18 protein-coding genes are annotated in these 16,107 nt (G+C 46.9%); 12 read left to right on the forward strand and 6 right to left on the reverse strand.

What is annotated here, in order from left to right:
• Positions 1 to 602 precede the first annotated feature (602 nt).
• Genes ACJAYR_RS10870 through ACJAYR_RS10880 form a run of 3 tightly spaced genes read left to right on the forward strand, consistent with a single transcriptional unit; the run spans position 603 to position 3,796 of the window.
• Positions 603 to 1,913 carry a hypothetical protein gene (locus ACJAYR_RS10870; RefSeq protein ID WP_415236622.1) on the forward strand — a complete coding sequence of 437 codons (1,311 nt, stop codon included), beginning with the start codon at positions 603 to 605 and terminating at the stop codon, positions 1,911 to 1,913.
• 12 nt (positions 1,914 to 1,925) lie between these two features.
• Positions 1,926 to 3,056 (forward strand): cytochrome-c peroxidase, encoded by a 1,131-nt coding sequence (locus ACJAYR_RS10875; RefSeq protein ID WP_415236623.1) that lies wholly within the window; start codon positions 1,926 to 1,928, stop codon positions 3,054 to 3,056.
• Positions 3,056 to 3,796, forward strand: a complete 741-nt coding sequence (locus tag ACJAYR_RS10880; protein ID WP_415236624.1) for an MbnP family protein — start codon at positions 3,056 to 3,058, stop codon at positions 3,794 to 3,796. The genes ACJAYR_RS10875 and ACJAYR_RS10880 overlap by 1 nt, the downstream gene beginning before the upstream one ends.
• Before the next feature lie 199 nt (positions 3,797 to 3,995).
• On the opposite strand, the gene ACJAYR_RS10885 is transcribed toward ACJAYR_RS10880, so the two are convergent.
• On the reverse strand, positions 3,996 to 4,559 hold the full coding sequence (locus tag ACJAYR_RS10885) for a TetR/AcrR family transcriptional regulator (protein ID WP_415236625.1): 564 nt from the start codon (positions 4,557 to 4,559) through the stop codon (positions 3,996 to 3,998).
• 46 nt (positions 4,560 to 4,605) lie between these two features.
• On the opposite strand from ACJAYR_RS10885, the gene ACJAYR_RS10890 reads away from it, so the two are divergent.
• From ACJAYR_RS10890 to ACJAYR_RS10900, 3 genes are read left to right on the forward strand one after another with little or no spacing between them, the layout of a single operon-like run.
• Positions 4,606 to 4,977 carry a hypothetical protein gene (locus ACJAYR_RS10890; protein ID WP_415236626.1) on the forward strand — a complete coding sequence of 124 codons (372 nt, stop codon included), beginning with the start codon at positions 4,606 to 4,608 and terminating at the stop codon, positions 4,975 to 4,977.
• Positions 4,978 to 5,029: 52 nt separating this feature from the next.
• The gene (locus ACJAYR_RS10895; RefSeq protein ID WP_415236627.1) at positions 5,030 to 5,674 is read left to right on the forward strand and encodes a hypothetical protein; all 645 of its coding nucleotides are present in this window, start codon (positions 5,030 to 5,032) and stop codon (positions 5,672 to 5,674) included.
• A gap of 48 nt (positions 5,675 to 5,722) precedes the next feature.
• Positions 5,723 to 6,100, forward strand: coding sequence for a hypothetical protein (locus ACJAYR_RS10900; RefSeq protein ID WP_415236628.1), 378 nt, complete (start codon positions 5,723 to 5,725; stop codon positions 6,098 to 6,100).
• Between the two features lie 114 nt (positions 6,101 to 6,214).
• On the opposite strand, the gene ACJAYR_RS10905 is transcribed toward ACJAYR_RS10900, so the two are convergent.
• From ACJAYR_RS10905 to ACJAYR_RS10925, 5 genes are all read right to left on the reverse strand, one after another.
• Complete coding sequence (locus ACJAYR_RS10905) at positions 6,215 to 6,958, reverse strand: substrate-binding periplasmic protein (protein ID WP_415236629.1); 744 nt, start codon at positions 6,956 to 6,958, stop codon at positions 6,215 to 6,217.
• Positions 6,959 to 7,361: 403 nt separating this feature from the next.
• On the reverse strand, positions 7,362 to 8,708 hold the full coding sequence (locus ACJAYR_RS10910; RefSeq protein WP_415236630.1) for a dihydrolipoyl dehydrogenase family protein: 1,347 nt from the start codon (positions 8,706 to 8,708) through the stop codon (positions 7,362 to 7,364).
• Between the two features lie 167 nt (positions 8,709 to 8,875).
• Positions 8,876 to 9,340: a DUF1348 family protein gene (locus ACJAYR_RS10915; protein ID WP_415236631.1), complete on the reverse strand. Its 465-nt coding sequence runs from the start codon at positions 9,338 to 9,340 to the stop codon at positions 8,876 to 8,878.
• 115 nt (positions 9,341 to 9,455) lie between these two features.
• Entirely contained in the window at positions 9,456 to 10,253 is a 798-nt protein-coding gene (locus tag ACJAYR_RS10920) for a cysteine hydrolase (RefSeq protein ID WP_415236632.1), read from the reverse strand.
• 306 nt (positions 10,254 to 10,559) lie between these two features.
• Positions 10,560 to 11,102, reverse strand: a complete 543-nt coding sequence (locus ACJAYR_RS10925) for a PAS domain-containing protein (RefSeq protein ID WP_415236633.1) — start codon at positions 11,100 to 11,102, stop codon at positions 10,560 to 10,562.
• A gap of 275 nt (positions 11,103 to 11,377) precedes the next feature.
• On the opposite strand from ACJAYR_RS10925, the gene ACJAYR_RS10930 reads away from it, so the two are divergent.
• Genes ACJAYR_RS10930 through ACJAYR_RS10955 form a run of 6 tightly spaced genes read left to right on the forward strand, consistent with a single transcriptional unit; the run spans position 11,378 to position 16,091 of the window.
• Complete coding sequence (locus ACJAYR_RS10930) at positions 11,378 to 11,659, forward strand: hypothetical protein (RefSeq protein ID WP_415236634.1); 282 nt, start codon at positions 11,378 to 11,380, stop codon at positions 11,657 to 11,659.
• The gene (locus ACJAYR_RS10935) at positions 11,656 to 12,174 is read left to right on the forward strand and encodes an ATP-dependent zinc protease (RefSeq protein ID WP_415236635.1); all 519 of its coding nucleotides are present in this window, start codon (positions 11,656 to 11,658) and stop codon (positions 12,172 to 12,174) included. The genes ACJAYR_RS10930 and ACJAYR_RS10935 overlap by 4 nt, the downstream gene beginning before the upstream one ends.
• Positions 12,175 to 12,178: 4 nt before the next feature.
• The gene (gene rimK, locus ACJAYR_RS10940) at positions 12,179 to 13,084 is read left to right on the forward strand and encodes a 30S ribosomal protein S6--L-glutamate ligase (protein WP_169544412.1); all 906 of its coding nucleotides are present in this window, start codon (positions 12,179 to 12,181) and stop codon (positions 13,082 to 13,084) included.
• On the forward strand, positions 13,084 to 14,127 hold the full coding sequence (locus ACJAYR_RS10945) for a succinylglutamate desuccinylase/aspartoacylase family protein (RefSeq protein WP_415236636.1): 1,044 nt from the start codon (positions 13,084 to 13,086) through the stop codon (positions 14,125 to 14,127). The genes rimK and ACJAYR_RS10945 overlap by 1 nt, the downstream gene beginning before the upstream one ends.
• A 33-nt stretch (positions 14,128 to 14,160) precedes the next feature.
• Positions 14,161 to 15,123 carry a mechanosensitive ion channel family protein gene (locus ACJAYR_RS10950; protein ID WP_415236637.1) on the forward strand — a complete coding sequence of 321 codons (963 nt, stop codon included), beginning with the start codon at positions 14,161 to 14,163 and terminating at the stop codon, positions 15,121 to 15,123.
• A complete protein-coding gene (locus ACJAYR_RS10955; RefSeq protein ID WP_415236638.1) occupies positions 15,120 to 16,091 on the forward strand; it encodes a zinc transporter ZntB in 972 nt (323 codons plus the stop codon). Before ACJAYR_RS10950 ends, ACJAYR_RS10955 begins: the two co-directional genes overlap by 4 nt.
• Positions 16,092 to 16,107: the final 16 nt, after the last annotated feature.

Raw genomic sequence — 16,107 nt, forward strand, 5'->3', positions numbered from 1 at the left:
AAAGCGAACAACTTCGTATTTTGGGGGACTACAAAGAAAATTACTTCAGAATGAAAATTAGAATAATCTAAATCAGATGTTACCACAGTAATGGGCGTCGTCACATTAAATTGCGATAAGCATCGGGAAGCTTAAGTGGTTTTTTGAGGCGGCGGCGTTTGCAGGTTACCCCAATAGCCCATAGCTTCGGCTTGGCATTCTTTGAGAGAGAGGTGGGGGCGAAAAACGCTATATTATCGTTCTTTTCGCCGCGAAATTGGTGTGGCGACAACTGGGTCTGCTTGTGACTAGAAATGGGTTTTCTTGCCACCTAATATTTAGCTTTTACCAAGGATACTGGGATTTATATTTCTGACTATTAGGCGCCCCCACAGCGCCAATTGAGAATAAGCAATAGTGCGCATTACTTACCCAAGGGTGGCAGTATGCTAGGCGTGATGCTTTGAGCAGTTACCACAGCGGAGCGAGACTTGTTGTCATTTGGTTGTTTTCATAATATGATAAAAAAATAATATAAAAAAGTAGTGAGTGGTGTTTCAGACCTAAAAACGCTGCCGGTTTAGTTTTTTCTAAAAACTATTTCTCTTTTGGAGGCTGATCCCGTGAAATTCCATTTATTTACAAAAATGCGTCCAATTCCATTGCTGGTACTTTTCGCTGCCCTATTCTTTAGCCCAGTTTTGCATTCTGGAGAGGTCCGCGAAGAAAGCCATGCGATGGTGCTGTTGCGCGGTTTGCCCACGTTGGGAACCGTACATAGTATCGGAATCGTCGAACTTGATCCCGAGGCTTCAAACTTTGGCGAAATTCTGAGTGAGGTGGAACAACCTGATATGGCGCTTCCGCTGCATCATATGTACTACAGTCCAACTGGTCGATTATACGCTACAGGATTAGATCCAGCTTGTAGTTTGGCGGAAATCAATCTCATCCGCGATGCGTCGGGAAATCCAGTGGTGAAGGGTTTCAGCTGTCTGGATACCAAAGGTCAAATCGTTGGTGAAGACATTATGTGGCATTCCTCCAACGGCAAGGATTATATGTTTGTCACCTTCATGGGCGGGGTTGGTGGCAAGGATGGTGGATCAATCGGGGTCTTCGATCAACAAACGAATGAAGTGGTCAAGATAATTGAAGCCAGACCCAGCCAAGTTGGAGACGGCAAACCGTATATCATGTATCCGCACGGGATATCAGCGTTCAAGGATCGGATGATCGTAACGTCGACAATCCATCCCGATCTAGCAACAGGTGTCGGAAACGCAATCACAGTTATTGATCTCAATACGCTCGAACCGATTGAGAATATTGTCGTCGAAAAGGAAAAGCCTGTGGGCTTTCCTTCTTCGCCCGTCGAAGTCTTGTTTACACGTCCCGATATACACCCGAACGCTAAGCCTGCGGTCCTTGTAAATACTATGTTTGGCTTTGAAACTTGGCGAATACCCTATGATGAAACAACCAAGAAATTTGGGGTGGCGGAAGTCGTATATAGTGGCGTTGAAAACAAGACCGGTGTTCCGCTTGAGTTTTATGGTAATGAAACTGAATTATTCATCAGCCACGCGTTGCCAGGAGTTGTGAAGCGTTACAAGCTTTCTGAGTTGCCAAATCTGGTTCCGGCAGGACCGGATATCAATGCGGATGCTGGCGCCCACCATATGATCTTTTTTTCGTCCCGATCTGGTCGCAAACTCATTGCCGTTCAGAATAACCTTCTTAATCTCGGTGATGCGAAAGCCAACGATCCGACAGATATCGATTTTATTGCGGGTGTGAATGCACATACCATCACAGTGCATGATCTTGAAACGGGTGAAAGACTGGCAGCGGTGGACTTCAAAAAACGATATAGTAAAGGCGTCGACAATGTTGAAGGCCTATTCGGATCTGGATTTGTTCACCATCACTGATCTATAGAGAAAATGACCAAACGGTTTTGGATTCTGATCTGTTCGTCTGCAATCCTCGTTGGGGGGCTTGTCTTATATGTTTTCACCCGCGAGAGCGTGCGCGTTTCTGCAACCCCCATCACAAATTTCTCTGCACCGTTTGTTTTTGGTCGGTTCAACATACCAAAAGAGAACCCTTTAACAGAAGAGGCGTTCGCTTTGGGGCGTAGGCTGTTCTACGATCCAATTCTGTCAGGGAACAACGATGTTGCATGCGCGACTTGCCATCAACAACATCTGGCATTTACCGATGGGTTGGCCAGGCCTACAGGGCTTTCAGGAAAAGAGCTTGAGTTCAGCAGTATGAGCTTGGCAAACCTTTTGTGGGGGGCACGTCGATTTTTCTGGAACGGTCGAGCTGTATCTCTAGAAGAACTGGCATTGATTCCAATACAACACCCTGAAGAAATGAACCAGAACTTGGACGAACTTCTGCGCGAACTGAAGAAATCTGAGAAATATCGATATATGTTCGCCCAGACTTTTGGTGATATCTCGTCGGATGCGGTTGCGAAAGCCCTTGCAACGTTCATGCGGCTGCTGATTTCATCTGATTCAAAGTATGATCAGTTTCTGCGTGGTGAAGTCAATCTGAGCCCATTGGAAGAACATGGCCGCAAATTATTTATGGCGCACCCTGATGTCAAAGCGTCACTACGCGGTGCAAATTGCATTGACTGTCACAGCCAGTTTCTTACCTCCGGCTTTCGTGATGCTTTCGACGGATTTTCCAACAACGGACTGGACAGCGAAGAACATCTGTCCAAAGGCTTGGAGGCAGTAACCAAGGATCCGAAGCATCGGGGTCTGTTCAAAGTACCAACACTGCGAAATATCGCACTAACTGCCCCTTACATGCATGACGGACGCTTTCGAACTCTGGAAGAAGTCATGGATCACTATATAAATGGCATCAAGATTAGTACGACTTTGAGCCCCTTGATACTTGAAGCGGATAATTCACCTTCTGATAACGATCCGTCCGTTGGCCTAAAACTCAACGACAGCGAAAAGAAGGCGATCATAGCATTTCTGCACACTTTGACTGACGAGAAATTTGTCTCCAACCAGAAACTATCTAATCCTTTCGAAGGAGGGAGCTAATGTCACGTCTCGCAAAACTCACGATGGCTATGATTAGTTTGGGAGTGATAATTACGGTCACTTGGCTGATTTTGTCCAACATCTCGCCATCCTTCAACAGCCTTGCATTGGTGTTCAACGCAAAAGTTGGCGATCAGGCCCTCGTTTTCGACAAGTTCAATTATACAAATCCAGAAGGCTCTGAGAAATTCAAGATCCGAGATTTTCGCTTTTTTATAAGCAACATCACGTTACACAGTGGAGACGATAAATACATCGAAACCAATAGTTATCATCTTGCGCGTTTTGACAATGAGCAAACCTCCTACTCTATCATTTTGCAAGATGTTGAACTCAATGAAATAGACAAGATTACCTTTTCCATCGGCGTGGACTCTGACGCAAATTCCTCACTCGAGCCGCTCGGTGATCTTGATCCCAACAGTAAAATGGCTTGGAACTGGGAGGTGGGCTATAAGTTTGTCCTATTGGAGGGGGGCATCCAAATAAACAAACAGGTGCGTCCGCTGGTCTACCATATCGGTTTTGATGAAAATCGTCGTGACCTGGAATTCAGTTTCCCTACAGGCTATGCGTTAAGTGATGGGATGAAGATTCAATACACTGTGGACGCTATGAAGCTCTTTGCCAGTACTTCCAGCGTGAATATTGCGGATATTCAATCTGTAAAATTTGACAAGACGGATGCTCGCCTGTTTGCCGATAATTATCAAAAAATGATCTCCGCAAACTGGAAATAAGAGATAGAAACGCGCCTTCGGGAATTGACACTTTGTTGACTGCTGTTGAGCCTACGGAATTCTTTTGGGTAACGTGCATTCCAACGAGGGGGCAAGATTTATTCAAGCAAATTCCACGACGCGCATTATATTTGGTGGGAGCATAATTTTTGAAAGTATAGATCCTCCCAAGCTTTTGGTGCGGTATGCGTCTCTGTGTTTACTTTACATTCATGGCTGAACGGTAGGCTGCAAGAATATATTCATCAACAGATTTCGGGACCCGTTTGTGGGGCAGATATAGCCGCACGGAGGCGAGGGGAAACGCGACAATCCCATGAAGGCAGGCTTGCATGTTCAAGGCATGTTTTTTTGAATAAGCAATCATTGCGGCGTGCGTTTCTGCGTTTAGGGCATCTACAGCCTGCCTGATTTCCGATGGGGCTTTCTCATTTAATAATGTCTCGCGGCGTCCCACACATAATATGACGGCCCTTTCGCGATGGGCCCGGGAGAATTGCGGCGTTACAAGAGCCGCCCGTTCGCCCGCTTCCAGGCCGGGAGACTGAATGGCCTTCAGAAACTCCTTTTGAAAGGCCTGCAAGGCATCCAGCCAAGCGGCCGCCGTGATCCCCTCGCGTGATCCGTAGTGGTGATACAGAGATCCAACCGAGACACCTGTGTCCACTGCTAGATCATGAATTCTGAATTCATCCCCTTGCGCGACCTGATGGCTGACGGCTTCGAATATTTTTTGAACTGAAATTGTTGACTTTCTACCCATACCGATGAATATACTAGAAAAAATATTCTAGTAAAGGAAAAATCTGATGTTGATTTCGATTTGGCTTGCCGCGGTGGCTTCGGCTGTGACGTTTGTGGTGCATTTTTTCGTTGGAGGTAGAATGGTTGCTGCGCCGCTCCTTAAAGATAAAACGCTGCCTGTAGCATCAAAGTGGCTCAATTATTATTGTTGGCATGTGACCTCGGTAATGTTGATTTTCTTTATAGCAGGGTTTGTCTGGTTGGCTGTCGTCCCGGATCGGCCCTCGGTAGTCTTCTTGGCACTGCTCAGTATTTCTCTTTCGGTTTTAAGTGCAACGGTCGCTCTGAGGGCCAATCTTGCGCCTTGGCGTTTCCCGTCAACGTCCCTGTTTGCGGTTATTGCTATCTTTGGCTTCATTGCAGTGCTTGCGGAATGACTTCAAAGGTCAGGAATTTATTGGGCAAACACCTGTCGCCACGGAGGAGGAAATGGTGAGCTATCAGACATACCATCGCGTAAATGGTCTTTTTATCAGTCTTTTTATCGTTTTACATATGGCTACACATTTGTCGGGATTGTGGGGCATTGATGCTTATAACGCGATGCAACAGGTGATGCGGATCGTCTATCGCAATACAGTTGTAGAACCCATTTTACTTGTGTCTGTTGTTCTTCAGGTCGGGGTTGGTATTAAATTGGTGAGCCAAAATTTCCGACGAAAACTGAAAGAAAAATGGGCGAGACGACAGGCTCTGTCAGGTCTTTTCTTTTTGTTTTTTATTTCCCAGCATCTGAGTGCATTAGCAATGGCCCGCTGGATAGAGGGGCTGGATACCAGTTTCTTCTGGCCGGCATCCGTCATGAGTGCGCCGCCTTTCTATTGGTATTTCGCGCCTTATTATTTTCTGGGGGTGACAGCAATGTTTGTGCATTTGGGCTGTGCTTTGCGACTATATGCCTTGAGAAGAAAATCAACAGTTTTGGCGGGTTCTCTTTTTTGGGGAGTATCGGGCGGCGGCGGGTTGCTTGCTTTGACCATCGTTTTTATGTTGCTCGGTCTGTTTTATGACATCGAGCTGCCAGCTGTCTGGGTCGGTTATCTCACCAGGGTTAGTGGGGGTTTATACCCCTGATCCCATCGCCAGTTTCAATAACATCACACTAATCTGAAAGGGTTGAATATGTTGGTTCTATCAGCGGTCTTACTTTTTTCCGTTGGGCTTATGCATAGTTTGTTAGGCGGACGGCGTTTAATTGCTCCGATCCTCGCCCGGTCCGATCTGCCGATTATTTTGGGAAGTGTTCGTAATACCCGGCTGACCTTGTGGGTCGGATGGCATATCCTGACCTTGTTTTGGTGGGGGCAGGCGATTGTCCTGATTGTGATCGAAGTTGCCCCGGATTATGTCGCAGAAGCTACTCTTTTGACGTTGGCGTTCAGTTCTTTTGTAGCGGGCGTTTTGGCAATTATACTCTCACAGGCTAAACATAAATCCTGGATCATGTTCCTGCCGCTGGCATTTATAGCATTTTATGCTGCAATTTGGGGTGGGGTCTGAGCATGTGCCAACACGATGGTCGAGATCATCTGTATACCACAATGGCTGGATTGAAACGCTTTGGCCTAAGCGACCTTCTTTTTAGGGTGATTAAACTAAGAAAGCGCCGTCGCCTTAATAGTTGGGTGGAATGTTATACTTTTTGAAAATTTCATCGATTTTTCCAGAGCTGCGCAACTGGTCCATCGCTACTTTCAATTCTTCTAGATGAGGGTAGGGGGCGGCGCTATTTGTGGCAAGAAATGTCTTGAAGGTCTGAATGGGTTCGCTGTAGGCGATATTTTGATCTTCCTGCTGGTTTAAAACACTGCCAGCAATGATGGTGTCTGTGTACCAGGCATCAATCCTATTGTTACGCAACAGTTTGATCAATTCGCGACCTTCACCGGGGACTCGGTGAACACGTTCAAAACCATGCTCGGTCAACCAATTGTCCCAACTCGATTTCAGTTGAACACCAATATGTTTTTCGCGGGCAGTTTCAACTGTTAGCTTAATATTATTAAAGGTTATGAAATGGGTTTGGTTGTTGAAGATATTAACCCGCCAAACGTAGTTTTGTTCCCGCGTCGTTGTTCTGGACAACGGAAATATAAGGGCGTGCGGTGTTTGCTTGGCCATATACTGGGCTCTGGCCCACGGAAGAACGATTAATTTGAAATCTTTCTGTACGAGTTTAAAAAGCTCTTGGACAATTTCATAAGCAATACCCGGCTGATGTGGGTCTTCTGTCACCACATGCGGAAAATGGGATGTGTAGATCGTCACGGGTTCTGACGCTATTGCGCTGCGTACAAACAGAGTCATGAAAATGGAAATGCATAAAATTGAGGTGGTGATTTTTTTCAGTAAAACCACATTTCCCCCCCTACAACTGAACATATTTCACCAGAAAATTAATAATCAAAGATTTCAAAAACAATGAATGAATACAACTTTTCTATGTGCGTGCAACGTTTTTGTGTGCACGCTCAGTTATTCCCTAACGTTGATTGTAACATTATAAGGCCGAAATGAAGGTCGCGGCTAGCAATTTTATGTCGCTTTCCAAGGACGGGAGGGGTTTGGGGCTTTTTATCTTTTCCCAAAAGTCTTCGCTGTGGCTTGGGTTAAGGGGCGGAGTATGCCCGTTCAGGCAGAGACCGCCAATGGAGACCTGGAGGTCGTATTTGCTTCAGCGGACATACTTTTTGCGTGTTTTCTTTGCGGATATCGTAACTAATTTGATCGTTTCTAAGGTTTTTTATGTCTCTGCAATAGGCTAGATCATATTTTTTATGTCCGAAGAGAAGGTAGGAAAGGCAAAAATATCCTGTTTTAAATCACTGGCAGAGATCCTGTGTCGCATTGCCATTGCAAAAATGTGGATTAACTCCTCACCGTGATGTCCGACCATGTGGGCACCAACGATTTGATCGCTATCCTCGTCAATAATGACCTTTGCGTAAGCGACTGTCTCGGCATAGGTCTTTCCAGAAAACCAATTGGACATATCGCTTTCTGTCACTTTTACCAACAAACCTTTCTGTTTAGCCGCTTTTTCTGTTAGCCCAACAGTACTCAGGGCGGGCACTGTATAAACGCCGCTGGGAATTACCGTATAATCTGGTTTGCTGATTGCCCCTTCAACGATATTCGTTCCTACAATTTGTCCTTCATAGGACGCTATTGGAGAGAGTTGGGCGGGTCCGACCAAAGCATCGCCGCATACCCATATGGACGGATTGGAAACAGAACGGAGGTACTCGTCTACTTCAATGGCATGTTGTTTATGCTTGATGTTTGCAGCGTCGAGGTTCAGGTGTTCGACATTCGCAATCCGCCCCGCACCATTAACCACCTGGTCGGTATCAATGGTGTGTTCTTCCTGTTCAATCGAATAGGTAACGCTTAGGCGGCTGCCGTTCTTGGTTATGGTTTTTACGTCCACATTCGTCTTGATCGATATCCCCAGACGTTCGCTTTCCTGTCTAAGGGCGTCGACGGCGCCTTCTTCCATCTGAGGTAACAGATCAGGCATTGCTTCTAGAATAGTGACTCTTGATCCAGCCCTCGCGTAAACGTGGCTAAACTCCATGGCAATGACGCCGCCACCGACAAACACAACCTCTGAAGGCTGCTGTTCCTCTGACAGAATATCCTCCGAGGTGATCATATGCTCGGCCCCGTCAATGGGAAGAGGGCGAGGGGTGGATCCCGTTGCAATAACAATATGGGTACCTTCCAGACGCTCGCCATTGACGGTTATGATATTTGGCCCTGCGAACTGAGCGGTTCCTTCAAAAACATCCCCTCTGTCACGGGCCAGGTTCGCCATTCCATCCGGAATGCCAGCGATCATCGACTTTTCGCGTTTTATCAGGGCGGACCAGTTGAGAGACGGTTTGCCGACGTCAATACAGTGAGTGTTTGCCTGTTCAATTTCATGGAGGGTCTGCGCAGCGGCCACCAGTACTTTTTTAGGGGTGCAACCACGATTTGGGCACGTGCCGCCAAATTCCCGGTTTTCAACAAAGGCGACTGTTTTGCCTGCGGCCCGGACAGTTTTTGAAACCGCGAACCCGGCATTTCCGCCGCCAAGAATGATTACATCATATTTTTTTGTCATGAGGATCTCCTGATTGTTCTGCAATTTGGAACTATCGGTAAGTCTGGTTAAGCGCTGCGCGCCTTTGCAGAATTAACTTAGGGGTTATCGGACCAGATCAGAGGGCGTTCCGGCCCCATAACAGTTTTACGAATGATCGTCGATTAGATTAACGTAAGGCCGTTGGCTTACAAGTCTAGGTCCGATAACGACGGGTAGTCATCAGGACGGGCGCCTTGCGGCCAGAAAAATTTCCGGTCAATTTCTGCAATGGCAAGATCGTTGATGCTCGCAATGCGGCGTTGCATTAAACCATCTGCTGCGAATTCCCAATTTTCGTTACCGTATGAGCGGAACCACTGCCCGTTCACATTCTGCCATTCATAGGCAAATCGCACAGCAATGCGGTTGTCGGTAAACGCCCAGAGTTCTTTTATCAATCTGTATTGATGTTCGGTTTCCCATTTTTTTGTGAGAAAGGCTTCAATATCAGCGCGCCCGCGAATAAATTCGGAACGGTTTCGCCAAATGCAATCCTTTGTGTAGGCCAGTGCAACTTTGGCAGGGTCACGTGAGTTCCAGCCATCTTCGGCGGCCTGCACTTTCTGAATAGCTGTTTCATTACTAAAGGGGGGAAGAGGGGGTCTTGTCATAAAGGTACTCCTATGGATCAGATAAAGGGGGTCTTCGACCAGTCGCCGCAGGTAACGAACTGGCCGAAGACATTTGGCATCGAATGAGGGAGGGGGTTCGATGCCAGGGGACAGGTTACTTGGCTGCGGCCGTTTTTATGGCGGTGACAGCTGTTTCAGTATCGGTGACATGGTTCGCGATCATCCGGAAATTGGTCAGTGCGGCGGCGTAGCCATCATATCCGGGGACCTGCGCGGCTGCTGTGGCATCTGTTACCACCATCACCTCGAACCCTTCTTCAATCAGGGCACGCATATGGGATTCGGTACAAAGATTTGCAGACATTCCGGCAATAATAACTTTGTCTATGCCCTGTTTGCGCAACTGAAGAACCAGATCATTGCTTTCCGGACCAAAGACTTTGTGGGGGCTTGTTACCACTGTGGCGCCGTCATCGATGTACTTTTTATATTGTTCCAACCAATCAGCGCCGGACCCGTTGAAGTCGGTAGTGTCCAGTGGGCTTTTGCGATTGAACATACCGATTTTATGCATCAACGCTTCTAGGGCGCCTTCAAATTTCCAGCTATGGTCATGTGGATAATAATAATGAGGTGACACAAAAACCGGCATGTTTGTGGCCTTGGCGGCGGCAAACAATTGGTCAATATGTTCTACAGTCCCGTTTGCTTCGACATTTTGGCCAACAACCCCCCAAGTCACGCCGTCAGGGCTTAGGAAGTCATTCTGAGGATCGGTAACCAACAAGGCTGTTCTGCCTTGGACAATTTCAAAACCAGGGTCCGGTAATCCACTGCCATCTGCATGCACAATGCTGCTTGCGCTGGTTGTTGCAAGGATAGCCGCCGCCGAGAGAGCAAGGATGCCTGAGTGGAATTTGTTCTGAATAAGGTAGTGCGAAAAAACCTTCATGATATTCTCCATTTCCAGTACAGCATTGCGCTGAATACGCAAATGTACCGATCTGTACACTTTGATAAACGGTAATTGTGTGCTTTGTGGGTAATTGTCAACGTAAAATATAAAAAAATATGGATGATATTTTTTAAGTCATTGAATTATTACAAATATTTTTAAATAGAAAATGGCCACAAAAGATCATAAAATGTACCGATAGGTACGTTTAAAGGGCGTGTGTGGAGTTGTGATGCGGTTTGATGCCCTGATGCAAAGAGTGTTGGGGGTGTTCTCTAGCTGGGTGAAGGGGGGGTATGGCGGTTAAGCGATTTGATGGGCGTGCTCATTTATTTCTGTAAATCGACAATGTTCTTCAAAGTCGATGCTATCCTCAATCACCCTGATATTTTCAAGCTTGGTGTGTTTGTCCAGAATTGGGATGGTAGAAAAAAGGAGGGTATCAACAGACTGCTGATTTGAGCCTAGTGGCAAAATCAAACGCTGAGTGAAGAGGCCTCTATCGTCATCATAGAGAAAGGCCGACTTGGAAAATACGGGGCGCTTGACTTCTACCGCGCAAGCATACAGGTCAATCAGGAATTCGCCATATTTACCTGGTTTTGATTGATTGACGTAAGTTCCCGTAAAGTCTGTCCTGAAGAAATCAACCATTGCCGTGCCGATCAGGCGGTAGCGGAATTGTCTGGGGCCCGTGACGTCGATGAGTCCGATATGGGGGAGTAGGTCCTTGATTTCTTCAGGGTGGATATCGCTTCGCCGGGGAAAGCATTTGCCTCGGGCTTTTATGTGCCAATAGTCCAGCAGGCTCTTCTGATACTCATTTTCGACTTTAGTCCTGAACATATTACAAGGCCTGAAGATGTAAACATATTGACCTAGGTATTTTGGCTAAATGCCGGCATTAGTCAATGAGAAAGGCTTTTTTGGGGTTTGTGCGGCTATCCTAGGGCCCCTCCCTTTTTCGGTGGGCGGCTTAAGGAGAGGGGGTTCTGGGCCGGGTATCTAAAGCTACACCTGGTGATGTCCATTTAGAATTTTATGGGACAAATGACCAGCAAGCAAATAAACAAATATTTTTTAACTATAGACAGAATAAAATTTATATATAGGATGTCTAAATGGAAAATATACCGAAAGAGCTTTCGCAGGTTGCTGATAGGCTGGCAGATTTATATCTGCAGTCTTTTGGCGGAAAAGAAAAAGGCCGATATCGAATTTCAGAGAAATTGGTTAGAAAACTGGCCGATCGCCGACGTCTTTATGAGCGGGATATTCGCGCACTTACCTATTTAATGTATGAAAAAGGGTATGTTTTTATTGATATGGACAGTTTCTTTGTTGTCCTGAGTGCCAATACATTTGTCAATTATCGACGGGTTAATGAGGATAGTCTAACATGAAGGCTTCTGGTCTGCGCAACCAAGTGGGGTCGCGCACTGTTGTTGGGTGGCGCGAATATGTTGCGCTGCCTGATCTGGGGGTCGCTCAAATGCGGGCGAAGCTGGATACGGGCGCAAGAACGTCGGCATTACATGCTGTGCATATAAAGCCTGAAATAATTGACGGTGAAGATTGGGTTTCTTTTCATATTCCGATTTCCAAAATGCCCAAGGACACGATTTGCCGGGCCAAGGTGATTGAACGGCGAAAAATAAAGAATACAAGTGGTGTTCCTGAATTCAGGTATGTTATTGAAACCACGCTAATTTTAGGTGAGTTTTCATGGAAAATTGAAGTTTCGCTGGCAGATCGCGAAAACATGACCCACGATTTGATTTTGGGTCGCACAGCGATCCGGCGATATGATCTACTCGTTACCTCGGGACATTCTTTTTTGACCGGTCGTATCCAAAAAAGCGGTGCCAAAAAACGCAAGCTAAAATCTGAAGCTATCAAATCAACTCATAAGGAGTAATTGAATGAAAATCGCAATGCTGGCCCGTAATCCAAACCTTTACAGCCATAAAAGGTTAAAAGAGGCAGCGGAGGAACGAGGGCATGAGTTGAGAATAATCAATACATTGCAATGCTATATGAATATAGCGTCCCGTCGTCCGGAAGTTTATTACAATGAAGAAAAACTGACCGGATTTGATGCGGTTATTCCAAGGATTGGAGCCTCGGTTACCTTCTACGGAACGGCTGTCCTTCGGCAGTTTGAAATGATGGGTGTTTATCCTCTCAACGAGTCGGTTGCTATTGGTCGCTCGCGCGACAAACTTCGCTCTATGCAGTTGTTAGCGCGGGATGGGATTGGGCTTCCTGTGACAACATTTGCCTATGATCCAAAACAGACCGATAAGGTTTTGAAATTGGCAGGCGGTGCGCCCTTGGTTGTCAAGCTGCTGGAAGGCACGCAGGGAATTGGTGTGGTTTTGGCCGATACAGACCGATCCGCGGCGTCTGTTATTGAGGCGTTTCGCGGCGCCAAAGTGAATATTCTGGTTCAGGAATTCATCAAAGAGGCGGGCGGAACTGATATCCGGGCGCTGGTTATCGGTGGTAAAGTTGTCGCGGCAATGCAGCGCAAGGGTGCTGAAGGAGAATTCAGGTCCAACCTTCACAGAGGCGGAAGCGCGAAGGCCATCAAGATTTCTCCTGAAGAGCGTTCAACCGCCATCAGGGCGGCAAAAGCTATGGGACTTAACGTTTGTGGCGTCGATATGCTGCGGGCGAACCATGGACCTGTTGTTATGGAAGTGAATTCGTCGCCGGGTCTGGAAGGCGTCGAGAAAGCAACCGGTATTGATATCGCGGGTAAAATCATTGAGTTTCTCGAAAAATCAGCGAAGCCAGGCAAGACTAAAACGCGGGGCAAAGGTTAGTGGCTTTACGTGACAATTTTGAAATTGGTTCGCATTCAATAAAACCGGGTACCCGTAAAACAGTCGATTTGCCGGTCAGCATCATGTCTGATCATACGCCGGTAACGCTGTCTGTTCATGTTGTCCACGGGCGCAGACCCGGTCCAACACTTTTTGTAAGTGCGGCAATCCATGGTGATGAAATTATTGGGGTGGAAATTGTTCGCCGCCTGCTCAGGACCGCTAGTTTAAAGAGTATGAAAGGAACCCTTCTTGCGGTTCCAATTGTAAACTCTTTTGGTTTTATGAACCATAGCCGTTACTTACCCGATCGAAGGGATCTTAACCGGTCCTTTCCGGGAAGTGCGACCGGATCACTGGCTTCCCGTCTTGCTCATATTTTCATGACAGAAGTGGTGATGCGGTCGGATGTCGGAATTGATTTACATTCAGCTGCGATCCACCGGGTTAATCTGCCGCAAATCCGTGTAACCCCGTCTAAAGCAGAGACAATGGAGCTTGCACAGGTCTTTCGTGCGCCGCTTACAATCACATCGAAAATCCGTCCGGGTTCCCTGCGGGATGCCGCGCAAAAGAACGGCGTCGATATTTTGCTCTATGAAGCGGGGGAGGGGTTGCGGTTTGATGAATTTGCGGTTCGCGCGGGTGTTTCGGGCGTCCTCCGGGTGATGCGCCATCTTGGAATGATCCCGCATAAAAAGGCCAAGAAGAAGCGGGTGGAAACCATACATGCAACGACAAGCAGCTGGACCCGTGCAGCGGCGGGTGGTGTTCTAAGAACCCACAAGAATATTGGAGAGCGGGTTGAGGTCGGCGATCTACTAGGAGTTGTCTCGGACCCGTTCGGGGAGCACGAAACCGAAATACTTGCTGAATATAGCGGATTGATCATGGGGCGCACAAATTTGCCAATTGTGTATGAAGGGGATGCTTTGTTCCATGTCGCCAAAATCCGAAGCAATATTGATGCAGAAGCGAAAATTGATGCTTTGGCAAAGCAACTGGAAGAAGATATTCTTCTGGACGAAGATGAAATCATATAACAATCGCCATATTCTATCGACTGGGAGACATTAATGAGCGGTCTGTGGACGTCAATTTTAAAGCCGCGCGGATGGGTTACACGGCTTTGCCTTCTGCTATTTGTCGTTGGGTTTTTTCTTCTTGGTTATCTGGATTATCTAAAACCGATACAGGCGTTCCTGGACTCAGATGAACTGGCGTTCAAGGTAGGCGACATCCGTTTTTCATTGTATGCCCTAACGAAGGCGCTAATCGCAATTGTGATTGCTTTCTGGCTCGCAGGTCTGGTTTCTGAATTTGGTGAGAAGAAAATAAGAAGCCTTCAGAATATTAAAGTTAGTAACCGGGCTTTAATGACCAAAGCTTTTCAGATCGGTGTTTATTTTCTGGCCTTCCTAATTGGGCTCGATGTTTTGGGCATCGACCTGACAGCCTTGGCAATTTTCAGCGGTGCCGTTGGTATTGGCGTCGGCTTTGGCCTTCAGAAAATTGCGTCTAACTTTATCAGTGGCACGATACTGCTTTTGGAAAAATCGGTCGAAGAAGCGGATCTGGTTGAACTAAATGACGGAACAACCGGTTTTGTGCGAAATATTGGGGCACGCTATGCTTTGGTTGAAACCTTCGAGGGACGCGAGATCATGGTTCCAAACGAGGATTTTATAACAAACAGGGTGACGAACTGGACCTTGAGTAATACGCGTGGCCGGATTGATATCCATATTGGTGTTTCGTATGGGGCGGATCTTGATTTGGTGAAAGACCTTATTCTTGAAGCCGCGCTGGAACATCCCAGATGCGGGCAAAATCCGCCGCCCGAGGTTTTCCTTGTCGATTTTGCTGAAAGCTCGGTTAATTTCACGCTCTATTTTTGGGTGGATGACATCATTGAAGGTCGAAAACGACCGCGCAGTGATGTCTTGTTTTCCATCTGGCGTCGCTTCAAGGAACATGGCGTGGAAATCCCGTTCCCACAACGCGATGTTCACATAAAAAGCCATGAGGCCCCGAAATGAATTCACCCATCCTTTTAGCGTGCGATTTCAATGGGGAAGGCGGTGGCCGAGCCTTGAATGAAACAGAAGCAACCCAGCAACTTAAGGCGGATCAGTTGGCATGGGTGCATTTGGACGTCAATCACCCTCAGACGAGAGGCTGGCTGGAAAAAGAAGTTTCGTATTTGGATGACTTTATCATTGAAGCCTTAATGGCATGGGAAACCAGACCCCGGATCATGGAAATCGGGGATGGTGTGCTAATCATCCTGCGGGGCGTCAATCTGAACGAAAATGCTTCCCCGGAAGATATGATCTCCATCCGTCTTTGGGTCGACCGTCACAGGATCATCAGTTTGCAAAAAAGGCAGTTGAAGGCAGTAAGTGATATTCACGATCGGATTAATGCCGGGAAGGGACCCAAGGACTGTGCCGAATTCATTTGTCTGCTTATTTCCCGGCTTTTTGATCGTATGGAACCGGTTCTTACAGAATTGGATGAACGGACCGATACAGTTGAAGAGAAGGTCCTGGACGAGCCGGACATGTCTTTGAGAAACGAGATTGTAAATATTCGAAAACAAGCCATTATTTTGCGGCGTTACATGGCACCGCAAAAAGATGCGATCGGACAATTGCGTAATTCGTCTCTGGAATGGTTTGACATAACTGACAAGCGAAACCTGCTTGAAAGCTATGACCGCATTTTGAGATATATTGAAGACTTGGATGCTATCCGCGAGCGGGCCCAGATCGTTAAGGATGAACTGGTGAATACGCTTTCTGACAGGCTGAACAAGAATATGTATGTCCTGTCAGTTATTGCTGCCATCTTTCTGCCGCTCGGGTTTTTGACCGGCCTTTTAGGTATTAATGTTGGGGGCATTCCGGGGACAGATTATAAATACGCATTCTGGCTTTTTTCTGGACTGCTGATTGGGGTCGTGGGGATACAGATCTACGCCTTCAAGCGGTTGAAATGGTTCTGATACTACCAGCGCAGAT

Origin of the sequence: Sneathiella sp., assembly GCF_047631475.1 — a bacterium.
Classification (GTDB): domain Bacteria; phylum Pseudomonadota; class Alphaproteobacteria; order Sneathiellales; family Sneathiellaceae; genus Sneathiella.